The organism is Chryseobacterium sp. ERMR1:04 (assembly GCF_001297705.1).
Lineage (GTDB): Bacteria > Bacteroidota > Bacteroidia > Flavobacteriales > Weeksellaceae > Chryseobacterium.
Window position 1 is genome coordinate 327,659 of sequence record NZ_LIRF01000008.1, and the last position, 22,586, is coordinate 350,244.

16 protein-coding genes are annotated in these 22,586 nt (G+C 33.7%); 8 read left to right on the top strand and 8 right to left on the bottom strand.

The genetic code is table 11. From position 1 onward, the window contains the following. Positions 1–14: 14 nt before the first annotated feature. From bshC to rimP, 8 genes are all read right to left on the bottom strand, one after another. Positions 15–1,601, bottom strand: coding sequence for a bacillithiol biosynthesis cysteine-adding enzyme BshC (gene bshC, locus AMQ68_RS18735; protein WP_054512861.1), 1,587 nt, complete (start codon positions 1,599–1,601; stop codon positions 15–17). A gap of 17 nt (positions 1,602–1,618) precedes the next feature. Beyond that, complete coding sequence (locus AMQ68_RS18740; protein WP_054512126.1) at positions 1,619–3,559, bottom strand: putative porin; 1,941 nt, start codon at positions 3,557–3,559, stop codon at positions 1,619–1,621. Between the two features lie 43 nt (positions 3,560–3,602). Then, positions 3,603–4,283 (bottom strand): hypothetical protein, encoded by a 681-nt coding sequence (locus AMQ68_RS18745; protein ID WP_054512127.1) that lies wholly within the window; start codon positions 4,281–4,283, stop codon positions 3,603–3,605. Between the two features lie 108 nt (positions 4,284–4,391). Next, entirely contained in the window at positions 4,392–5,783 is a 1,392-nt protein-coding gene (locus tag AMQ68_RS18750; RefSeq protein WP_054512128.1) for a RagB/SusD family nutrient uptake outer membrane protein, read from the bottom strand. Between the two features lie 11 nt (positions 5,784–5,794). Beyond that, on the bottom strand, positions 5,795–8,647 hold the full coding sequence (locus AMQ68_RS18755) for a SusC/RagA family TonB-linked outer membrane protein (protein WP_054512129.1): 2,853 nt from the start codon (positions 8,645–8,647) through the stop codon (positions 5,795–5,797). Positions 8,648–8,956: 309 nt separating this feature from the next. Beyond that, a complete protein-coding gene (infB, locus tag AMQ68_RS18760; protein ID WP_054512130.1) occupies positions 8,957–11,947 on the bottom strand; it encodes a translation initiation factor IF-2 in 2,991 nt (996 codons plus the stop codon). Between the two features lie 78 nt (positions 11,948–12,025). Further along, complete coding sequence (gene nusA, locus AMQ68_RS18765) at positions 12,026–13,261, bottom strand: transcription termination factor NusA (RefSeq protein WP_054512131.1); 1,236 nt, start codon at positions 13,259–13,261, stop codon at positions 12,026–12,028. Positions 13,262–13,276: 15 nt separating this feature from the next. Next, on the bottom strand, positions 13,277–13,744 hold the full coding sequence (rimP, locus tag AMQ68_RS18770; protein WP_054512132.1) for a ribosome assembly cofactor RimP: 468 nt from the start codon (positions 13,742–13,744) through the stop codon (positions 13,277–13,279). Positions 13,745–13,962: 218 nt separating this feature from the next. Between rimP and AMQ68_RS18775 the strand changes: the two genes are divergently transcribed. The 8 genes from AMQ68_RS18775 (at position 13,963) to AMQ68_RS18810 (ending at position 22,586) form a co-directional block, all read left to right on the top strand. Then, the gene (locus tag AMQ68_RS18775) at positions 13,963–15,276 is read left to right on the top strand and encodes a UDP-glucose/GDP-mannose dehydrogenase family protein (protein ID WP_054512133.1); all 1,314 of its coding nucleotides are present in this window, start codon (positions 13,963–13,965) and stop codon (positions 15,274–15,276) included. Positions 15,277–15,280: 4 nt separating this feature from the next. Next, the gene (gene rfbB, locus AMQ68_RS18780; RefSeq protein ID WP_054512134.1) at positions 15,281–16,360 is read left to right on the top strand and encodes a dTDP-glucose 4,6-dehydratase; all 1,080 of its coding nucleotides are present in this window, start codon (positions 15,281–15,283) and stop codon (positions 16,358–16,360) included. 9 nt (positions 16,361–16,369) lie between these two features. Further along, entirely contained in the window at positions 16,370–17,233 is an 864-nt protein-coding gene (rfbA, locus tag AMQ68_RS18785) for a glucose-1-phosphate thymidylyltransferase RfbA (RefSeq protein WP_054512135.1), read from the top strand. Positions 17,234–17,408: 175 nt separating this feature from the next. Next, entirely contained in the window at positions 17,409–18,260 is an 852-nt protein-coding gene (locus AMQ68_RS18790; protein WP_054512136.1) for an ABC transporter permease, read from the top strand. Positions 18,261–18,302: 42 nt separating this feature from the next. After that, complete coding sequence (locus tag AMQ68_RS18795; protein ID WP_054512137.1) at positions 18,303–19,544, top strand: polysaccharide ABC transporter ATP-binding protein; 1,242 nt, start codon at positions 18,303–18,305, stop codon at positions 19,542–19,544. Beyond that, entirely contained in the window at positions 19,541–20,839 is a 1,299-nt protein-coding gene (locus tag AMQ68_RS18800) for a glycosyltransferase (RefSeq protein WP_054512138.1), read from the top strand. The genes AMQ68_RS18795 and AMQ68_RS18800 overlap by 4 nt, the downstream gene beginning before the upstream one ends. Further along, on the top strand, positions 20,836–21,957 hold the full coding sequence (locus AMQ68_RS18805; protein WP_071254913.1) for an acetyl-CoA carboxylase biotin carboxylase subunit family protein: 1,122 nt from the start codon (positions 20,836–20,838) through the stop codon (positions 21,955–21,957). Before AMQ68_RS18800 ends, AMQ68_RS18805 begins: the two co-directional genes overlap by 4 nt. Further along, the gene (locus tag AMQ68_RS18810; protein ID WP_054512140.1) at positions 21,954–22,586 is read left to right on the top strand and encodes an acetyltransferase; all 633 of its coding nucleotides are present in this window, start codon (positions 21,954–21,956) and stop codon (positions 22,584–22,586) included. The genes AMQ68_RS18805 and AMQ68_RS18810 overlap by 4 nt, the downstream gene beginning before the upstream one ends.

Sequence of the window (22,586 nt, forward strand, 5' to 3'; positions counted from 1 at the left end):
ATACTCCTTTAAAATTAAATGGCAACAATTATTAATTTTGAATCTTGAACCACCATTTCTTCCAAACAAGTTTCAAGCCACGAATATCCATAATCTGCGAAAAATACGCTAAAATTATAAACTCTTTCTTGCCAGGTCTTAGAAGGATGTACATCTAAAAATAGATTTTCCAGTCTTTCTAACAATTCACTTTGTTTAATCTTTTCAGCATGAAGGAGACGTTTTTTCATTCTTGCAAAAGATTTCATTTGCCTCACTTCTTCAGCCTTTACCATATTGCCAAAGGACTTTTCAGTAGTTTCAGCAATAACTTTTAATTCAGAAAAATTATTTGTTAAGATCTGTTCTTTCTTTTCTAATAATTCCAGAATCGCATTATTACTTAAAATTTTGTTATTGGTAATTGTTGTAAAGTTTTGGAAAAAATCTTCAATTTTCAAATCTAATTTTCCAATTTTAGCAACCGTTTTTTCCTTTAAAAACAACATTGAATTTCTTGGAATTAAAACCGGAAACGGAATATTGATTTTCGTGAAATAATCTTTCAATTCCAACCAATACATGATTTCAGCATTTCCTCCGATATAGGCTAAATTCGGTAAAACCTTTTCCTGATACACCGGACGCATTAATGCATTTGGACTGAATTTCTCAGGATTATTTTCCAATTCATTCAAGATTTCTTCCTGAGTAAACTGAATATTTTTATCTACAACAATATATTTCTGACCATCAAACTCAATTCGATCTCTTGTTTCTGAAAAATAAAACAAGTTAATCTCACGTGGATTCACCTGAACTTTGCCGTATTTTTCTGTTAGAAAATCTACTTTATCTTTTGATGTTTCATGTAAACTAAAATTCAGAAGTTCATCTTTAAAAACATCTTTGATCTGTGTTTTAAGCTCTTTAGAATCTCCATCAACAATCAACAAACCTAGATCTGAAAAAAGCCTGTTAACTAAAGTTTTGATAGCCTGAGTTAATGTATTCTCAGGTTTGTAAGCCTCCTTCAACATCAAAATTAATTCAGTTCCGAAAATTGAATCTTTAAATTCTTTTTCAAACTCTGAAATAAAAAATGTATCATTGATCTTGATTCTTCCAACCGGACCGCCAGACTTTTCATTGATCTCGTAATAATTGTTGTCTGTTTTAAAATGATTGATCTCTGCAAAATCATGATCTTCCGAAGCCATCCAATAGACAGGAACAAAATTAAAATCAGGAAAGTTTTCTTTTAAATAAGTGCAGGTTTTAATCGTCTGCAAAATTTTATATACAAAGAAAACAGGCCCGGAAAATAAATTTAACTGATGACCAGTTGTGATCGTAAATGTATTGGGCTGTTTTAAATGATCTACATTCTCTTTTTGCTTTGATGATATTTTAAGATCCTTAAGTTGTTCCTCCAGCGCATCAAATAAAACCTCTCTTTGATCTTGCGTAAAAGATTCCTGTTTTAAGTGAATCTGCTTTTTAAAATTATCAAAAGAAAATGTATTTTCTTCGAATCCTTCAATTTTATGACTCAAAAAATCTTTGATCAATTGAGGTATGCTTTCTATATCGTTAAATGATATTTTATTAATTGTTTTCAACTTTTGATTGTATAATATTAGTTGAACATATACCAAACAATCCCAAGATTCAGTCTAAAATCATAAACCGGATAATGTGGAAATGCGTAGGCTTTATTATGTGAAATAACCGTTCCTATTTGCTGACCTTCAACATAAAAGAACATTTTTTTAACCTTCATATTAATATAGACATCTGCAATTGGCTGTCCACCAATCGAGAATGAACTAGAATTAGGTAAAATATATTCGTTCAATATCGGAAAATAATCTCTTGAAGCGAATTTTGAGAAGTAATATACTTTGATCCCCGCCTGAATTTCTGCAGCATCTTTGAAAGCTTTAGACTGATAAAAGAAATTTGCTCTACCAATAAAACTTGGCATCGGAAGTAATTCTTTATTTGTTAAAGCATTTTGAAACTGCAATCTTGTATTCAAATGAAAATCTCCATAACTAAATGTTGCATCCCCTCCTATTTGGGAAATATTCAGCGAGGTATCACTTTGTTTTGGCATCGCAAACTGATCGAAATATGTATAATTATCAATTCTGAAATAGTTTACAAACAGTTCGGTTTTGAACCATTTTAAATTTACATTTCCGCCAATTTCAGTGATCGACTGATTTTTTGCATTCTGAAGATAATAATTAAAATTATTATAATTCGATGTATTTAAAAGGTAGTTAAATGACGGATATACACTTTGGAAATTAACTTTAGCATTTACAAAATAATCTTTTATCGGTTCAAACTTAAGATTATTAGTTGTTTTTAAATAGGTTCCAAATTGGCTCCCATTTGAAAATTCAAGAAATGAATTCAACTGTATCTTATCTAAAAGTTTCACCTGAAGATTTCCTACTGCTCCAATTCTACTTTCCTTAATCTCATTAGGGATTTCTAAAATAGGCAATGTAATAGCAGTTGCGCCAAATTTCAACATTTGGTAACGTACCCCAGCATCAAGCTTGAACTTTTCGTTATCCCAAACCAAACTAACGGTATTGCTTAAATTCTCAGAATATTTTTTTGTTGAAAGAGGAAAACCTGCAACGATCTCTTGTGGAACAGCCTTCCAATAAGGCTCTATAGCGCCTTGCGTATAGTAATATTTATTTCCCTGATGAGAAATAGTGTGTCTTATTCTAAAAGGATATTTTTCAGGATTAAAAGGGGAAAATTGATGGCTTAAATAATATCTTCTATACGCATATTGCGAGTTTGAAGACGCTAAGTTAACCTGAGCATTTTGCTTATTGCTATAATCGCTGCTTCCGCTTTGGAAAAGATCATCGTCTACAATTCCACCACTCTCCTGATTGTTTACATTTTGGTGTAGGTAGTGGGCAAATAATTCATAGTTTCCACTTTTAGAAATATAGTGTCCCGAAAATAAGGTATTGTTATTAGCAGCCAAAGAGTTTCTATACATTCCCTGAGAACGCAATCCCATATACTCTAAAGCAAAGTTGAATCTCTTACCGATATTCTGAGTATATGTTGATCTCAACGCAGCTCCATTTTTCATTGCATTATGATATACAAAAGTAGCAGTCGGTGTTTTTACATCGTAATAATGGACATCATTAACACCAATAATTCCGTACGATTTATTCTCCGGTAACAACGCTAGATTCTGTTCTGCATTTACTTCATAAGACAACGGATTAAACCCCGCTCCTATGTTAGCAACCTGTACTCTCCCAAAATTATCTTTGTTATTATACTGTGAATATATATTCGTTTTATCAAAAGTCATCACCGTATCAAATACTTTCTTTTCAGAAAACTGCGTCTGATACAGATAATCCTTAATCGTTGGCTTAAATATTTTTAAAGAATCTTTTTTACCGGAGTCTATCACTAAGGTATCATCATCTTTTTTGTTTTCAAGTTTATTTGAGTCTGTTTTATTGACAACCTGAGCCTTAGAAATAAACCCGAGAAAAAATATTATAAAAAGTATGTACTTCATTATCTGCTTTTGTAGGGCAAAAATACATACTTTTTTACAATTATTATTTATTAATAAAGTCAACTAATTTTATAAGATCAGCTTCCTTATTAAAGTTAATCTTATTAGATTTAGCAAAACTCTGTAATTCATTCTTATCTAAAGACAATAGAACCGCAAGTTCATCTATATCTTTAGGGAATTTGTAAAACTGATTTCCATTTGAAATTAAATACAGATCTTTTTCTTTTGCGAAGTAATCATTAGCATCCTTACCATAGGCATTAGGACTTTTTTCACCAGGTATAAGTTCTACTTTTTCTCTTTTAAACAATCCGTATTTTGCATCTTTTTTATTTAAAAGCATTAAATAGCCTAATTTTTTATTTCCTAAATAAGTGTAATCTTTTACAATATATGTTTTTTTTAATTCAGGAAAATTAACAACCAATCCATCTGTTTTATCCACAAAGTAATTTTCATTATTTTGAGTAAACTCCATTTCATCTTCATAAGCATTATATCTAAGATCCTGAACATTCTTTGAAAATCCATCTATTGTTACTTTCTCAAATTTTTTGCTATTCGAATATGGATTTCCGTCTATCTTATATTCCGCACTTTTACTTCTTTTTCCGAGAGTGAATATTTTATCATTAGACATAAATACATTACCATTACCCGCTTGCGCAAAAAAACTAGCCGTAGCAAGAGGTAGACACAGAATCAAAAATATTTTTTTCATATTAAAAAATTATATATACTGTAAAGATAATAATTTTACCTATTGAATTATCATAAAAAAAACCGCTAATAGCGGTTTTTTTTATAATAATAATTTTTAATATATCATTTAGTTGTCGTATCCTGGATTAGACTGAACAGCTCCTACGTTCGTTTCTGATAACGGAATAGGGAAAGCATTCAATAATGGACTAGTGCTAGCCGTAGTAGGTCTAGGAACAGCATCACCCCATCTTCTAAGATCCCATTGTCTTAAACCTTCACCAAGAAGTTCTCTTAATCTTTCATTTTTCAATTCAGCAATAGTAACACTTGTTGCAGCTGCTAAATTTCTATTAGTACGAATTTGGTTTAAATAAGTTAAAGCCTTAATTGGATTACCTCCATTAAGCTCTGCTTCAACACCGTCTAATAAAATTTCCTCATAACGAAGCATTTTAATATTATCAGCACCAGAAGCATTCAAATATTTACCTTTTACTCCATTAAGATTAGACAAGTAATTTGTGCTTCCAGTAGTAATAAGAGTTCTTCTTGTATCATTAGAAGCAAATAATGCAACAGCAGCCGGTTTGATAACAACATTCCCATATCCACCATTACTAAGCTTATGTCTGTAAGACTGCGTCCCCAAGGCTGATGCATTTCCTACTGCTAATTCAAACATTGAATTGGCAGCCGATCCGTTCATTGAAAATGTATAAGAACCCTGAAGGTTTGCAGCTCCAACTACAGAATATCCTCCTGCATCTACAATATAATCTACTAATTCTCTAACTTTAGCATAATTACCTTTGTATAGATAAAATCTAGCCATTAGACCTTTTACAGCTGAAAGTGATAATTCAGTTCTCTCACTAGGTCCATTATCCCAATCAGAATGATCTTCCATTAATTGCTCAGCTTTAGCAAAATCAGATGCAATCTGTGCTTCTGTTTCTGCAATTGTACTTCTAGCCTGTTTGGCTTGTGGATCATATTTAAGAGGTAAAACTACTCCTAAAGATCCAGATCCAGTATATTGTTGCCCGTATACACGAAGTAAATCAAAGAAGTTTAAAGCTCTTACCGCATAAGCCTGACCTTGTAAAAATCCTGCGTGATCTTTATCGTCAGCGCTAAATGAACTAGCATCAGTATTAATAACAACGTTAGCCTTAGCTACAGTCTGATAAATATAATTCCAAGTATCTTTAGCATATCCATCTGCCGCTACTTGTGTATAATTCATAACATTTGTATAATAACCACTATTCAGGTTACTCAACATCTCATCTGACCTCACCTCTCCATAAGCCAGAAAATCACACCCATAATAATATGGACTTCTCATAGAAGCATAAGTACCTCTTACAAAAGACTCCATCTCCTGAACTGATTTTAATGGTCCCTGCTCTACATCTTGATTGAATTGTCTTTCTACGAAATCATCACTACAAGATACAGATACCGTCAGAAGTGCTATAGATAATAATGCTACTTTTAATATTTTATTTTTCATTTTCTTTTTTTTTAAAAACTTAAATTAACACCGAATAAGAAAGATTTTAATACCGGTAAATTTAGATCTGTATAACCTGCGATATTAGTTTCAGGGTCATATTTAAGACCTTTATCGAATCTATATGTGTAAGCATTGTTAGCCATCACATATACTTTCATATTAGTAAATCCAGAGCCTTTAAGGAAATCACTGCTGAATGTATACCCAAAACTGGCATTGCTTAAACGAATATAATCTGCATCATATAAGAATCTTGTAGATGCTTGATTTGATTGCTTATTACCTCCAATAATTGGTTTAGGATTAGAAGCGTTAGGATTATTTGGTGTCCAATAATCTCCCATTATATCACCATATCCAGGATAATTAAGAGAATATTGTCCGTCTGAATAAAGGTAGTTTGACCAGTTGTCATAAATCTTACCTCCAAATCCATAAGTAAATTGTAAATCAAGCGCAAACCCTTTATAAGACAATGAAGTATTCACCCCACCAAATACATTACTTAGGAATGAACCTTGTACAGCTTGCTTAGCTTGACTATATACATTTGTTGTAGCACCATCTACTCCATTAATGTACCAAAGTGGATCTCCATTAGAAGGATCTACTCCTGCCCATTTTCTTAAATAAAATGTTCTTACTCCTTCACCAACTCTAACAGTTGTTGTAGATGTATTTACATCTGATCCGTAAAGTTCTGTTACTTTATTATTCAACGTAGATAGGTTAGCACCAAGTGACCAGTTAAACTGATCTCTATCTCCTCTAAAAATATCTCCGTTTACTGAAAATTCAAAACCTTTATTTACTAATGTTCCAATATTATCTACATAAAACACATTTCTTCCAGCATCAGAAGGATCATTAGCACCCTGAGCACCTGATAAAGGAATATTATAAATTAGATCTTTGGTTTTCTTGTTATAATATTCTGCAGTAACTGTCAATCTATTTTTAAAGAATCCGAAATCAAACCCTACGTTAAATGGATTTACTGTTTCCCAAGATAAATTTGGGTTAAAGACTCTATAGATAGATGCTGCTGCATAATCATTATAGTTGGTTGTATAAGCAAAAGTAGCATAAGGATTAGCCAATACCTGGTTTCCTAATTTACCATATGATGATCTGAACTTCAACATTGAAATAGCATCAATATTTTTAATCGTTTCAAAACGTGCTACATCAAGACCTACCCCTACAGACCAGAAGTTCCCTGCTTTATGACCTGGAGTAAACTGAGATAATACATCACGTCTATATGAAGCATCTAATAAAAATAACTTATCATAGTCATAATGACCTGTAACAGCATAACCATAACGAGATGACATATCTTTGTCCCCATTATACCCGAAAGGTACTACAAAATTTGTCAGAGTCTGAAGTGTTGGTGTACCAACAGTAATACCCGTTGCTGTTAAATATTTACTGTCTTTTTTGTATGCTTCCTGAATCAATGAAGCTCCAAAATTATGACGATCTATTCTAAAGTTATAATCTAAGATATTCTGTACGTTAAAATTGAAATATCTGCTAACGCCAGTCTGTTGATACCCTCCATATCCTGCACCATCACCATGCAATGGATTCCAATAAGTATCCTCTTCTAGGTTAATATATTCTGGAGAGAAAACAAATCTATAGGTAAGGTTTTTTAATATCTTATATTCAACATTTAAATTTCCAAAAGCTCTAAAAGTTCCTCCATGAACATAATTCATATCCTGAAGAGCCGCAGAGTTGAAATTATTATTACTCAATCTACCATTCGCTCCTCCAAGATTATAACTTCCATCAGGATTCGTAATAGCATCTGTTGGTCTGTTAAAATATTGGGTAAGAATTGGGTTTGAGAATGCTCCAGCATCGCTTAACGTACTGATTTTTGTGTACGCAAATTGAAAATCTGTATTAATTTTTAACTTATCAGTAGCCTGATATGATAATTTATTTGTAAAAGCAAGTCTGTTAAAATAAGACCCTCTAACAACACTCTCCTGATTAAAATAGTTGATTGATGAATAATAGGTAAATTTATCATTCCCTCCAGACACATTAAAATCAAGATTTTGCTGATACCCTAATTTTTGAGTCGCTTTTTGCCAATCACTTGAACTATCACCAGTTTGGAAAACACCCGCAGCATTTACTCCTGTATTATAAGTATTATTTGCTAGGTCTGCAGCAGTATATTGTCTATTATCTCTGTTTGAAAATGCCTGAAGTAAATACGTCTTCCAGTCAGTTGTATTGAAAGACTCATGAGCCTTCACTGCTCTGTCATTAAATCCACTGTTGAAACTAATATTAAATCTTGCTTTTCCTTTCTTACCTGATTTTGTCGTAATTACAATTACCCCTGCTCCGGCATCAGCACCATATACAGCTGTAGAAACTGCATCCTTTAATACAGTAACATTTTCAATGTCATCTGGATTCAAACCAGCTAAAGCATTTGCAGTCGTTACTTGTCTTGATAAATCACCAGAAGAAATTCTTACCCCATCAACAATATAAATAGGTGAAGAAACTCCATTAATGGATGAAATACCACGAACACGTACACTAGCCATACCTCCAGGCTGCCCAGAAGCATTACCTGTCTGTACACCTGCTACTCTTCCCTGTAGCATTTTATCTACAGAAGCCACAGGAACATCTTCAATCGCTTTTGCAGACATAGTACTAGCCGATCCTGTCATTTCTTGAACTGTCTTCTTCTGACCGAATCCAACCATTACTACTTCCTCAATCTGAGTTTCTTTAGCAACCGTATCTTTCTTAGATTGTGCAAAAGCAGCTTGTCCTAAGAAAAACAAAGCTCCTACACTTAATACACGTAGTTTAACATTCATATTAACAAATTTTAATATATTTTAATGGGCAAATATGTTAATAAATATTAACACTTGCAAGTTTTCCAACTAGATAGATATTACTTTTTTTCATGTTTAATGTTATTTTTTTTTAAAAATAAACAAGCTTTAGCAAAAATTACCACTTATTTTTTCATATAATGTATTCTTTTTATATGAAAAAAAACATTTAACATATTTTTTATAAAGAGAAAAATCTTATTTAGAATTATTATAAATTATAAAAGATAAAAAAACAACAAAAAAGCCACTTTTTACAAAGTGGCTTTTTTATCCTTAAAATATTAATTATTTCAATTTTTTCTTAACGGCTACTTCTTCGTAAACCTCAAGAATATCACCGGTTTCGATGTCGTTATACCCTTTTAGGTTCAATCCACATTCGTAACCTTTTGTTACTTCTTTTACATCGTCTTTGAAACGTTTTAAACTTTCAAGCTCACCATCGAATTTCACGATACCGTCACGAAGTACTCTTACTTTAGACTGTCTGGTAACTTTTCCTGAAAGAACCATACAACCAGCAATTGTTCCAACTTTAGAAATCTTAAAGACTTCTCTAATTTCAACATTACCAATTACCTGCTCTTTAATTTCAGGGGAAAGCATACCTTCCATTGCTTCTTTAACTTCGTCAATAGCAGCATAGATTACAGAATATGTTCTGATCTCAATCTCTTCTCTGTCTGCTAATTCTTTAGCATTACCACCAGCTCTAACATTAAATCCGATAATAATTGCATCTGAAGCAGTTGCTAAGTTAACATCAGATTCCGTGATCTGTCCAACACCTTTATGAAGAATGTTTACATTAATTTCAGCAGTAGATAATCTTTGCAATTGATCTGATAATGCTTCAACTGAACCATCAACGTCACCTTTTAAGATAATATTCAATTCCTTGAACTCACCCAATGCAATTCTTCTACCCAACTCTTCAAGAGTTGTATGTTTCTTAGTTCTGATAGACAATTCTCTTTGAAGCTGCTCTCTCTTGTTAGCAATCGTTTTAGCTTCACTTTCATCTTCATATACTTTAAACTTATCACCAGCTGTTGGTGCTCCGTCTAAACCTAAAATAGTTACCGGTATAGATGGACCTGCTTCCTTAAGGTTTCTACCTCTTTCGTCAAGCATTGCTTTTACTTTACCGTGGTTTTTACCTGCAACTACATAATCTCCAACTTTCAAGGTGCCTGTCTGTACTAACATTGTAGCAACATAACCTCTTCCTTTATCTAATGAAGCTTCAATAACAACACCTTGAGCGTTTCTGTCCGGATTAGCTTTTAAATCTAACATTTCTGCTTGAAGTAATACTTTCTCTAATAGAATATCCATGTTATTACCAAACTTAGCAGAAATCTCTTGTGCCTGAACATTTCCACCCCACTCTTCTACTAAGATATTCATCCCAGAAAGTTGTTGACGGATATTGTCCGGATTTGCACTTGGTCTATCTACTTTGTTGATTGCAATAATCATTGGTACACCAGCAGCCTGTGCGTGAGAAATAGCTTCTCTCGTTTGAGGCATCACATCATCATCAGCTGCAATTACAATAATTGCAATATCCGTGATCTGAGCACCTCTGGCTCTCATTGCTGTAAACGCTTCGTGACCTGGTGTATCTAAGAATGTAATTCTCTGTCCACTTTCCAATTTCACGTTATAAGCACCAATATGCTGCGTAATACCTCCTGATTCACCAGCGATAACGTTTGTTTTTCTGATGTAATCAAGTAATGACGTTTTACCGTGGTCAACGTGACCCATTACGGTAACGATCGGAGCTCTTGGAGAAAGATCCTCCTCAGTATCCATATCTTCTTCAGATTCTACCTCTTCAAGGTCAGCATCCGAGAATTCTATTTTATAACCAAATTCGTCAGCAACTAATAATAAAGTATCAGCTTCAAGTCTTTGGTTCATTGTTACCATTACTCCTAGAGAGAAACAAGCCGAAATTACTTCTGTTGCACTTACATCCATCAAACTTGCCAATTCTCCGACAGTGATAAATTCTGTAACTTTTAGTGAAGTATCTCTTGCATCTGCTTCCTGCTGACGCTCATCCTGCTCTCTACGGTAAGTTCTTTTATCTTTTCTGTGTTTAGCAGATTTAGATTTACCTCCTTTATTGGTTAATTTTTCAAGGGTTTCCTTGATCTGGTTTTTAACTTGCTCGTCGGTTAATTCAACAGGCATCGTTCTTTGACCAGGTCTGTTGTTGTTTCCTGGGCCACCTGGGCCTTTTTTGAAACCACCACCTTGTCCTGGAGGACGGTTACCTTGGTTATTCCCAAAACGAGGACCACCTTGTCCTGGCGGACGGTTTCCTTGGCCACCTTGACCTGGCGGACGGTTTCCTTGACCACCTTGGTTGTTCCCTTGACCTGGCGGACGGTTTCCTTGGCCACCACCTTGGGTATTATTACCACCTTGTTGATTGTTTCCTGAGTTTGGCTGATTAGGGCCTCCAGGTTTTTCAATCCTTTTTCTTTTCTTTTTAGCCCCAGAATTAGGTTTTGGCGCAAACTGACTTAAGTCGATTTTTTCACCAACAATTTTAGGTCCATCAAGTTTTTGATAAACCGTTTCAATTTTTTGAGACTCTTGAGGCTGATCAGCTTCTACTTTTTTAGGCTCAGCTTTCACCTCAACAGGTTTAGCTACGGGCTCTACAACGGGCTTTGGAGCTTGTTTCACAGGCTCAACTGGTTTTTCCTCCGCTTTTTTATCTTCCACTTTAGGTTTATCTTTTTTTACAGGTCTATTTCTAGATTCTATCTGAGACAAGTCAATTTTATCCAGAACTTTGAATTCCTGCTTTTCTTTTTCAGGAGCTGCCTTCACTTCTGGTTCCGGTGTTGGCGTTGGTGGTACTACTACTTCTACTTTCTTTTCTTCTACCACTACCGGTGCTGCTACAGGAGCAACAGGAGTTTCTTCAACTTCAGGCTTTTTAGGCTCTAAGTCTATTTTACCTAAAATTCTCGTTTCCGGTCTGTTAGCTTTAGCTCTTATTACTTCAGGGGTTTTCTTTTCTTCAATTTCCAGTTTTTCTTCCGGAACTTTCGTGATCACCACCTCATGGGAAGCTTTACGTTGCTCGCCATCTTTGGCAAACTCAGCTTCCAATGCAGAATATGCCGCTTCTTCTAATTGAGCGTTAGGATTGCTTTCAACCTCGATACCCTTAGCTTGTAAAAATTCTACTAATCTGGACATCGAAATATTGAATTCCTTAACCGCTTTATTTAATCTTATTTTTGGCATCTATTATATTTACTATTTTTTTAATTCTTAAAATTAAAGTATTTCTTTTTACTGATTATTAAAATTTATCTCAAAATCTTAACTTTCAAATTCTTCTCTTAGAATACGTTTTACATCTTCAATTGTTTCCTCTTCCAAGTCAACCATTTTAATAAGACTTTCCGTATCTTTATCTAATACTGATTTTGCAGTAGTAAGACCCACTTTCTTAAATTCATCCAGAATCCACTGCTCTATATCGTCATTAAATTCTCTCAATTCAACATCATCATCTTCGCTAGCTTCTCTGAATACATCAATTTCATACCCTGTTAACCAAGAAGCCAATCTGATATTCTGACCTTGCTTACCGATAACTTTAGAAATCTCTTCAACAGGAGTATAAACCAAAGCATAATTGGTTTCCTCGTTGATGTCAATTTTATTGATGGTAACATTTCCTAAAGCTCTCTTCACTAAGATCTCAGGGTTTTTAGACCACTGAATAACATCGATGTTTTCATTTCTCAACTCTCTTACAACGCCGTGAATTCTTGATCCTTTCACACCCACACAGGCACCAACAGGATCTATTCTGTCGTCATAAGCATCTACTGCGATCTTCGCCTTTTCACCAGGAATTCTTACTACTTTTTTCAATATAATAGTACCATCTTGGATCTCAGGAATTTCCAACTCTAATAACTTCTCTAGGAATTTAGGTGCAGTTCTGGAAATAATAATCTGAGGTTTTGAACCTTTAAAATCTACTGATTCAACAATAGCTCTGATATTTTCACCTTTTTTAAAGAAGTCAGAACTAATCTGATTTTCTTTTGGTAAGATAAATTCATTCTCTTCATCATCCAATAAGATCACATGTTTGTGACGGATATGGTGAATTTCTCCAATTACAATCTCTCCGATTCTATCTCTAAACTGCTCATACAACATGGCGTTGTTATGTTCCTGCAATTTAGTTGCTAAAATCTGCTTCAACGTAAGAATATTTCTTCTTCCTAATTGAGCAACAGGAATTTCCATTGTAAAATCCTCGCCTACTTCGAAAGTTGAATCTATTTTCTTTGCTTCAGAGATCTCGATTTCCAAATCATCGTCTTCCGACATTTCGTCCTCTACAATCGTTTTATTTAAAAATATCTGAAAATCTCCTTTATCCGGGTTCACAATTACATCAAAATGATCATCTGAATCAAATCTTTTTCTCAAAAGAGTCTTCAGTGAATCTTCAATAATTGCCATAAGATCGATCTTACTGATCCCTTTTTCGTCTTTAAAATCACCAAAGGATTCAATCAACGCTATATTATCCATTTATTCTTTTTTCTTTTAAAATTTAATTGCTACTAATGCTTTTTTAATCTCAGCGTAAGGAATTTCTTTTTCCTCCACCACATCTACTTTACCTTTCCCCACTTCTTTTGGTTTTCTGTAACGTAAAATAAGAGTAATCTTTTCCTCATCTACTTTCAATAATTCACCTTCAATTTCGGAAGAATCCGTCAGCATAATTTCGATCTCTCTTCCTAAATTTTTATTGAATTGTCTCGGAGTTACCAAAGGCTCGCTTAATCCAGCAGACATCACCTGTAAGCTGAAATCATGTTCTTCGCGATCCATATTGAATTCTATTGCGCGACTTGCATCTAGACAGTCTTGCACAGAAACTCCGTTGTCTCCATCTAAAATCACCGTAATGTCGTCCCCCGTAGAAAACTTTAAATCAATAAGAAATAAATCTTCTCTGGTTTCAAGGAACTCATTTAATAATTCTTCAATTTTTTTTCTAAACTCCATAAATTATATTAACCTTGGTTTACCTGTACGAAAAAAGGCTTTCTTCCGAAGCCTTCTCATTTTTTCCCGTAAATCCAATGCAAATATACAATTTTTTTCTAAAAAAGCAAAAATCTCTTATAATCAAGCATGTAAGTTAATATTCATTTACATTAAATTAAAAGGCGCAGTGAAAGTATTTTTACTATTTTTGTCATGAATTTTTAAAAACATACATTTTGAATATAACGATTGTAGGAACAGGTTATGTAGGATTAGTTACAGGAACTACCCTAGCAGAACTTGGCAATTCAGTATACTGTGTAGATATTGATGAGAAAAAAGTAGAAGGTATGAAAAACGGCGTAGTTCCCATCTATGAGCCGAACCTTGAGGAAATGTTTCTTAGAAACATCCAATCTGAAAGATTATTTTTCACTACCAATTTAAAAGAAGCTTTAGACAAAAGCGAAGTTGTATATCTAGCATTACCCACTCCACCAGGAGAAGATGGCTCAGCAGACCTTTCTTATGTTCTGAAAGTAGCCAACGATATTGGTGAACTCATGACAGAATATAAAGTTGTTGTCAATAAAAGTACTGTTCCTGTAGGAACTGCTGATAGAGTGAGTGAGGTAATTGCATCAAAAACAAGCATTCCTTTCGACGTAGTGTCTAACCCTGAATTTTTGAGAGAAGGTTTTGCCGTTGAAGACTCAATGAATCCCGCAAGAGTGGTTGTAGGATCAAGTTCTGAAAGGGCTAAAGATATTATGTCTAAAATCTATCAGCCATTTACAAATACCGGAATTCCTATTATTTTCATGGACGAAAAGTCCTCTGAATTAACAAAATATGCTGCCAATTCTTTCTTAGCTGTGAAAATCACGTTTATGAATGAAATTGCCAACTATTGTGAAAAAGTAGGTGCAGACGTTGATAAAGTAAGACTAGGAATGGGAAGTGATGACAGAATTGGTCACCGATTTTTATTCCCTGGAATCGGATATGGAGGAAGTTGTTTCCCTAAAGACGTGAAAGCTTTAATCAGATCCGGAAAAAAGGAAGATTTTAATTTCCAAATTTTGGAAGCTACTGAAAATGTAAATATTGCTCAAAAAGTAATTTTAGTTTCAGAGATTGAAAAATACTTTGGAGGAAGTGTTGAGGGGAAAACAATTGCCATGTGGGGATTAGCTTTTAAAGCAAATACAGACGACATCCGTGAAGCTTCTTCTTTAGACAATATTGATCTTTTATTAAACAAAGGCGCGAAAATTGTAGCATACGACGCTGTTGCCGAAAATAATGTTAAAAAATTAATCGGCGATAAAATACAATACGCAAAAGGAATGTATGATGCCTTAGAAGATGTAGACGCTTTATTCATCGCAACAGAATGGCCGGAGTTTAAAAATCCAAACTTTGAACTGATGGCTAAAAAAATGAAAAATAAAGTTATTTTTGACGGAAGAAACATGTATCCGCTGGAAGTTCCAGAACAAAACGGATTCTTTTATAAAAGTATAGGAAGAAAGACAATTTCAAAATAATCAGATGAAAAACATAATTATTACCGGAGGAGCAGGATTTATAGGATCCCACGTTGTAAGAGAATTTGTGAAGAATAATCCAAATACAACAATCATCAATCTTGATGCGCTTACCTACGCCGGAAATCTGGAAAATTTAAAAGACATCGAAAACGAACCTAATTACGTTTTCGAAAAAGCAGATATCACCAACCCTGAAGAATTAAGAACAATATTTGAAAAATATAATCCTGATGCTGTCGTTCACTTAGCTGCAGAAAGTCATGTAGACCGAAGTATTACAGATCCAATGGCATTTATTAATACCAATGTAAACGGAACAGCAAATCTTCTTAATCTTTGTAAAGAATTCTGGACATTAAATCCTGATCATACTCACGGAAGGTTCCCAGATGAAAAAAGACAAAACTTATTCTATCACGTTTCAACTGATGAAGTGTATGGAAGTTTAGGGGAAACAGGATTTTTCTTAGAAACAACAGCTTACGATCCACAATCTCCATATTCTGCTTCTAAAGCCGCTTCTGACCATTTGGTGAGAGCGTACGGAAATACTTATGGAATGCCTTTTATCGTATCAAACTGTTCAAACAATTACGGACCGAATCATTTCCCAGAAAAACTGATCCCACTTTGTATCTCAAATATTCTTAATGAAAGACCATTGCCTATTTATGGTGACGGAAAATATACAAGAGATTGGTTATACGTAATTGACCATGCAAAAGGTATTCACCAAATTTTTAATGAAGCTAAAACTGGAGAAACTTATAATATAGGTGGTTTCAACGAGTGGCAGAATATTGACTTGGTGAAAGAATTAATTAAGCAAATGGATGCCAAATTAGGAAAACCCGAAGGTCATTCTGAAAAACTCATTACTTTTGTAAAAGACAGACCAGGACACGACAAACGTTATGCTATCGATGCTACTAAACTTAATAAAGATCTGGGATGGAAGCCTTCTGTAACTTTCGAAGAAGGTCTAGGAAAAACAATCGATTGGTATCTTGAAAATAAAGAGTGGTTGGAAAATATCACCAATGGAGATTATCAAAAATATTATGATAATCAATACAATTAAACACACAAAATGAAAGGAATAATATTAGCCGGAGGTTCCGGAACAAGACTTTACCCTCTTACTATTGCTGTAAGTAAGCAACTGATGCCGGTTTATGATAAGCCAATGATTTATTACCCGCTTTCAACTTTATTATTAGCAGGAATTAAAGACATTTTAATTATTACAACTCCGCACGACCAAGCTGGATTTATCAAGCTTTTAGGTGACGGCTCACAAATTGGGTGTAATATAGAATATATTGTACAACCCAGCCCAGATGGTTTAGCACAAGCCTTTATCTTAGGAGATCAATTTATCGGAGACGATTCTGTAGCCCTTGTTTTAGGTGATAATATTTTTTATGGCTCTGAAATGGGAACTTTATTAAAAAACAAAACGAATCCTGATGGAGGTGTTGTTTTTGCTTATCACGTTGCTGATCCCGAGAGGTACGGTGTTGTAGAATTTGATAATAATTTCAAGGCAGTTTCCATAGAAGAAAAACCTCTAAGCCCTAAATCAAACTACGCCGTTCCCGGTCTATACTTTTACGACAATGAAGTCGTAGAAATCGCTAAAAACATACAACCTTCACCAAGAGGAGAACTGGAAATTACTGATGTAAATAATGTTTACTTAAGTAAAAATAAGCTTGAAGTTGGTGTTCTTGATAGAGGAACCGCTTGGTTAGATACTGGAACATTCGACTCACTTCATGATGCATCTGAATTTGTAAGTGTAATTGAAAAAAGACAAGGTTTCAAAATTGGATGTATCGAAGAAATTGCTTTCAGAAACAAATTTATTAGCGAAGAAAAACTATTAGAAACTGCTATCAAATATGGTAAAAGCGGATATGGTACATATCTTAAGCAGCTTGTAAACAAATAATCAGAATAACATTGATAATTTAAAGAACTATTGGCTTTATGGCCAATAGTTTTTGCCAATTCAGATATTTTTCAATACATTAGTTGTTATTTTCAGTTCCATATGAAGAAGAATTCATAATCTAAAAAATTTCAGCTAAATTAATTATTATAAATTTGTAAAAATTTTGACACAAATGAATGAACCACAACAACAGAAGTGGACAGAAACAATAGATGACAACCATTCTTTATTTGATTTAAAAATAAAAGAGGTCTGGAAATATAAAGATCTAGTCTATATGTTTGTAAAAAGAGACTTTGTATCAAGTTTCAAGCAAACTATTTTGGGACCGATATGGTTTTTTATTAATCCCATTTTCACTACAATTACCTATTTGGTTATTTTCGGAAAATTTGCAAAACTTCCTACCGATGGTGCACCGGGTATTTTGTTTTACCTGGCAGGTGTTACCTTATGGAATTATTTTTCCGGGGCACTTTTAGGCACTACCAGTACTTTTACAAGCAACGCCAGTATTTTTGGTAAAGTGTATTTTCCAAGACTTGTAACGCCAATTTCAATTGTTCTTTCGAATCTTATGCGATTGAGCGTACAGTTTCTCTTATTCTTAGTAGTGTGGCTGTATTATGTTATTAACAAAGAAGTTCATCCCAATTGGTGGATGTTGGCAACGCCATTTCTTATCATCATCATGGCATTGTTAGCTTTAGGAGCCGGAATGCTGTTTTCTGCACTTACTACAAAATATAAAGACCTTACTATGTTGTTGGCTTTCGGCGTAAGTTTGCTGATGTATGCAACGCCCGTAATTTATCCTGTATCTATGCTTCCAGGATATTTTAGAAGCTTATCGAAATTTAATCCGCTAACCGGTATTTTCGAATGTTTTAAATATGGCTGGCTGGGTGTAGGAGATTTTTCACCCTCAATGCTTATTACGAGTACCATTATTACTCTTATTCTTCTTTTTATTGGGGTCATTACCTTCAATAAAGTGGAAAGAGCTTTTATGGATACCGTATAAACGTGTTATAAAAACATTTTGATTAATTAAAAAAATTTAAAAATGCTAGCTTTAAAAGCAGAAAATATATCAAAACAATACCGCTTAGGGCAAGTGGGTACAGGAACACTTTCCCATGATCTCAATAGGTTTTGGCATAAGATAAGAGGTAACGAAGATCCTTATCTAAAGATTGGGGAGGTCAATGACAGAACCACAAAAGGAAGCTCCGATTATATTTGGTCTTTACGTGATATTAACTTTGAAATAAATCAGGGTGATGCAGTCGGGATCATCGGAAGAAACGGTGCAGGAAAGTCCACCCTCCTAAAACTGTTAAGTAAAGTAACAAAACCTACTACTGGAAAAATCTATACGAACGGAAGAATAGCCTCTCTATTAGAAGTAGGAACTGGGTTTCACCCTGAAATGACAGGAAGGGAAAATGTTTACCTGAATGGTGCTATCCTAGGAATGACCCGTAAAGAAATCACCCGAAAATTTGATGAAATTGTAGCTTTTTCCGGAGTAGAAAGATATATTGATACTCCTGTAAAAAGATATTCCTCAGGAATGTATGTGCGTCTTGCTTTTGCCGTTGCAGCCCATTTGGAATCTGAAATCCTTATTGTAGATGAGGTTTTGGCAGTTGGAGATGCGGAGTTCCAAAAAAAATGTCTTGGAAAAATGGGTGATGTTACAAAAGGAGAAGGCAGAACAGTATTATTTGTGAGCCATAATATGGCTGCTGTAAAACAGTTATGTAACAACGGTATTTTAATGAGACTTGGACAGGTTTCAGATCAGGGAAATATTAATAAAGTTCTTGAAAGCTATATTCTAAATGAACTGTCACCCAGCACTGAATTTGCTTATATCGAAGATTTAAACAAAAAAGCTCAGATCCAACATGTTAGAATATACAACAACAAAAATATCGAAACGACCGAATTTAGTCATACAGATGATATTTGTGTTGATATCAGCTTTGAAAATAGAAATGTAAAAAGCGGTATAAGAGTAAACATCGCAGTATTAGATAAATTTGAAAATGTAATTTTCATAACCCGAAAAATTTTTAAAAATATTGGAGAGAACAAATTCTCAATCAAAATTGAGGGCAATACACTCATTCCCAATACTTATATTTTTTCCGTTGCTTTAGATACTCCTAGCGTTGAGCTTTATGACTTGATAAAAGGAGGTGTACAATTATCTATTATAGAAACAGGACATGACAATTTCATTACAGGAGATACCGAAAACGGAATTATAACTCCTCCGGTAATTTGGGATTTAAAATGAAAAAAATTCTTATTTTATCAACGGGTGATATTAATGGCGCTTATGAAGCCATGTATAAAACTGCTCTTATTTTAAAAAATATGGGGCATGAGGTTGTGATGTGTGTAAAACATAAAACAAAAAATGATGATTTTATTAAAGTATACAGACATTTTACGCCTTATCCAAAGTTTAGCTTAACACAAAGGATTATTAATAAAATAAAAAGTAGGCTATTTCCTCAACCTATTAAAAAAGAGCCCAAAATAGAAGAAAAATATTGTTTTTTAAGCAAAGATGAACTGTCTGAAAATATAAACGTTGAAAGCATGCTAAAAATAGTAGGTTTTATTCCTGAATATATTTTTACAGGAATGACAATTGATTTTCTCAACAGTACAGATTTGTTAAATCTTTACAATGGGACACATGCTAAAATATATAATATCACTGTAGATATGAATCACTTCACAGGAGGATGTCATTATTCATGGGGATGTGAAGGTTATATTCATGGTTGTGATATTTGTCCTGCTATTTTAGATGATCCAATCAAAGACAGAGCTAAAAACAACTTTAATAAAAAATATGAAAATGCTCAAAAGGCAAATTTTCAAATCATTGCTGGTTCAGGTTTAACACTAGAACAGGCTAAAAAATCAAAAATATATAAAAATCAACATACAATTTATAACGTAAATAGTCTGATTGATACCAAACTATTAAACAGTAAAAACAAATCCATTGCAAAAGATATCTTTTCTTTGTCTTATGATCATTTCTATATTTTAACAGGTGCTCAGAAAATGGATGATCCGAGAAAAGGATTTTCTTATCTTATTGAAGCGCTTCAGCTATTGGATAAAGAATTACCTGCTGAGATAAAAGAGAAAATCATAGTGTTGGTTGTTTCAAATTCTGTAAATGAAGAATTTGAGAAGGTGACGTTCAAAAAGCAAATGATTGAATATATAAAAGATTACCGTTTGTTATCATTACTGTATCAAGCTGCAGATGTTTTTGTGAACACTTCGGTAGAAGACTCAGGGCCGATGATGGTTTCAGAAGCATTAGCCTGTGGAACTCCGGTTGTAGGTTTTGATACCGGAATTATAACAAATATGGTCATAAACGATTACAATGGATATAAAGCTTCAGTAAAAAATAGTCAAGAATTAGCTGAAGGGATTAAAAAGGTTTTTCAATTAAATAAAGATTCTTATAAAATCTTTTCTAAAAACGCTGTCAAGCAGGTCGAAGAGTTTTCGTCTTATTCATATGCTGAAAAAATTTTCAAAAACATTCTTGAATCATGAAAAAAATTGCCATTTTAGGAGCAAGCTACCTCCAACTGCCATTAGTGAAAAAAGCAAAAGAAAACAATCATGAGATTCACTGCTTTGCTTGGGATGACGGGAAAGCAGTTTGCAAAGAATATGTAGATTATTTTTATGATATTTCTGTTTTGGAAAAAGAAAGTATTCTTGCGAAATGCAAAGAAGTTGGTATAGATGGAATATTGACTATTGCAACTGACATTTGTATTCCAACCATAGCGTATATAGCTCAGGCATTAAATCTTCCAGGAAATAGTATTGAATGCTCAATGCTAACAACTAATAAGTCACTTATGAGAAAGTGCTTTGAAGAAAATAATATTGCATCTCCTCGATCCATTTCAATTTCAGAATTTAATCCAAGGGATTTTGATTTGTTTAGCTATCCTTTAATCATAAAGCCTTCTGACAGATCTGGAAGTTTGGGAGTCATAAAAATAGATTCTCCTGAGGGTGCAACAGAAGCTGTTGAGAATGCAGTCAACTATTCATTTAGTAAGACTTGCGTGGTGGAAGAATTTATAACAGGTAAAGAAGTAAGTGTTGAAACAATTAGCTGGAAAGGCGAGCATAAAATTATAACAATTACGGATAAAGAAATAACAAAAGAGCCCTATTTTGTTGAGTTAGCCCATCATCAGCCATCAGCATTACCTGAAGATATTAAAAATAAAATACATGAGATTACATATAAAATACTGGAGGCAACAAAAGTTGAAAATGGAGCTTCCCATGTAGAATTAATTATAACCGATAAAGGTAAAGTATATCCCATTGAAATCGGAAGCAGAATGGGAGGTGATTTTATTGGATCAGATCTTGTGGAACTATCTACGGGTTTTGACTATTTACAGGCTGTAACAGATATTGCTTTAAACCGATTCTCCTTTCCCACAGATATAGCATCAGAAAAATACTCAGGAGTATACTTTTTGTCAAAAAATACAGAATATTTACTTCCTTTCTTTTCTGATATAGAAAATCAAAATATATTAAAAAAGGAAATTACCAATCCTTCGCTACAGGATGTACATTCCAGTAATGATCGGTCAGGATATTTGATCTATCAATCTGACCATAAAATTGATTTTAAATGAAACGTATTGCAATAATCGGGTCCGGCCATCTGGGACAGCAGATTCTGCATCATATCCATACTGATACAGATAATAAAGTCGTTGGTTTTTTTGATGATTTTCAGGAAAAGGGAAATAAAGTAAAAAACCTTCCCATATTAGGAAATCAAAAAGATATTCTGGATATTTTTCAGAAGGATGTCTTTGATGAAATAGTCATTGCAATAGGATATAGACACTTGGAATTTAAGCGACAGGTTTTTGAAGATTTTAAAAATAAAATTCCTTTTTATCAATTTATTCATTCAACAAGCATCGTTGATCCTTCAGCAAAAATAGGACAGGGAACCATTATCTATCCTAATTGCATGATTGATCAGGATGTAAAAATAGGGGATAATGTTCTTCTTAACATTTCATGTTCTGTTGCCCATGACTCAAGTATAGGAGACCATTGTTTTTTATCCCCGTCTGTGAGTCTGGCTGGATTTGTGAATGTTTCCAAACTTTGTGTTCTTGGAATAAACAGTACTGTCATTGACAATATAAACATCTCGGAGAGGATACAATTAGGAGGAGGAACTGTTGTGATAAAAAATTTAGATACATCAGGATTGTATGTTGGTAATCCTTCAAGATTTATAAGATAA

Bases quoted from the DNA above. Each gene is read 5' to 3' on its own strand.
- AMQ68_RS18810 (WP_054512140.1), top strand. From the start codon at position 21,954: ATGAAACGTATTGCAATAATCGGGTCCGGCCATCTGGGACAGCAGATT.
- nusA (WP_054512131.1), bottom strand. From the start codon at position 13,261: ATGGATAATATAGCGTTGATTGAATCCTTTGGTGATTTTAAAGACGAA.
- infB (WP_054512130.1), bottom strand. From the start codon at position 11,947: ATGCCAAAAATAAGATTAAATAAAGCGGTTAAGGAATTCAATATTTCG.
- rfbB (WP_054512134.1), top strand. From the start codon at position 15,281: ATGAAAAACATAATTATTACCGGAGGAGCAGGATTTATAGGATCCCAC.
- AMQ68_RS18800 (WP_054512138.1), top strand. From the start codon at position 19,541: ATGAAAAAAATTCTTATTTTATCAACGGGTGATATTAATGGCGCTTAT.
- AMQ68_RS18750 (WP_054512128.1), bottom strand. From the start codon at position 5,783: ATGAAAAATAAAATATTAAAAGTAGCATTATTATCTATAGCACTTCTG.
- AMQ68_RS18745 (WP_054512127.1), bottom strand. From the start codon at position 4,283: ATGAAAAAAATATTTTTGATTCTGTGTCTACCTCTTGCTACGGCTAGT.
- rfbA (WP_054512135.1), top strand. From the start codon at position 16,370: ATGAAAGGAATAATATTAGCCGGAGGTTCCGGAACAAGACTTTACCCT.
- AMQ68_RS18790 (WP_054512136.1), top strand. From the start codon at position 17,409: ATGAATGAACCACAACAACAGAAGTGGACAGAAACAATAGATGACAAC.
- AMQ68_RS18805 (WP_071254913.1), top strand. From the start codon at position 20,836: ATGAAAAAAATTGCCATTTTAGGAGCAAGCTACCTCCAACTGCCATTA.
- AMQ68_RS18740 (WP_054512126.1), bottom strand. From the start codon at position 3,559: ATGAAGTACATACTTTTTATAATATTTTTTCTCGGGTTTATTTCTAAG.
- AMQ68_RS18755 (WP_054512129.1), bottom strand. From the start codon at position 8,647: ATGAATGTTAAACTACGTGTATTAAGTGTAGGAGCTTTGTTTTTCTTA.
- AMQ68_RS18795 (WP_054512137.1), top strand. From the start codon at position 18,303: ATGCTAGCTTTAAAAGCAGAAAATATATCAAAACAATACCGCTTAGGG.
- rimP (WP_054512132.1), bottom strand. From the start codon at position 13,744: ATGGAGTTTAGAAAAAAAATTGAAGAATTATTAAATGAGTTCCTTGAA.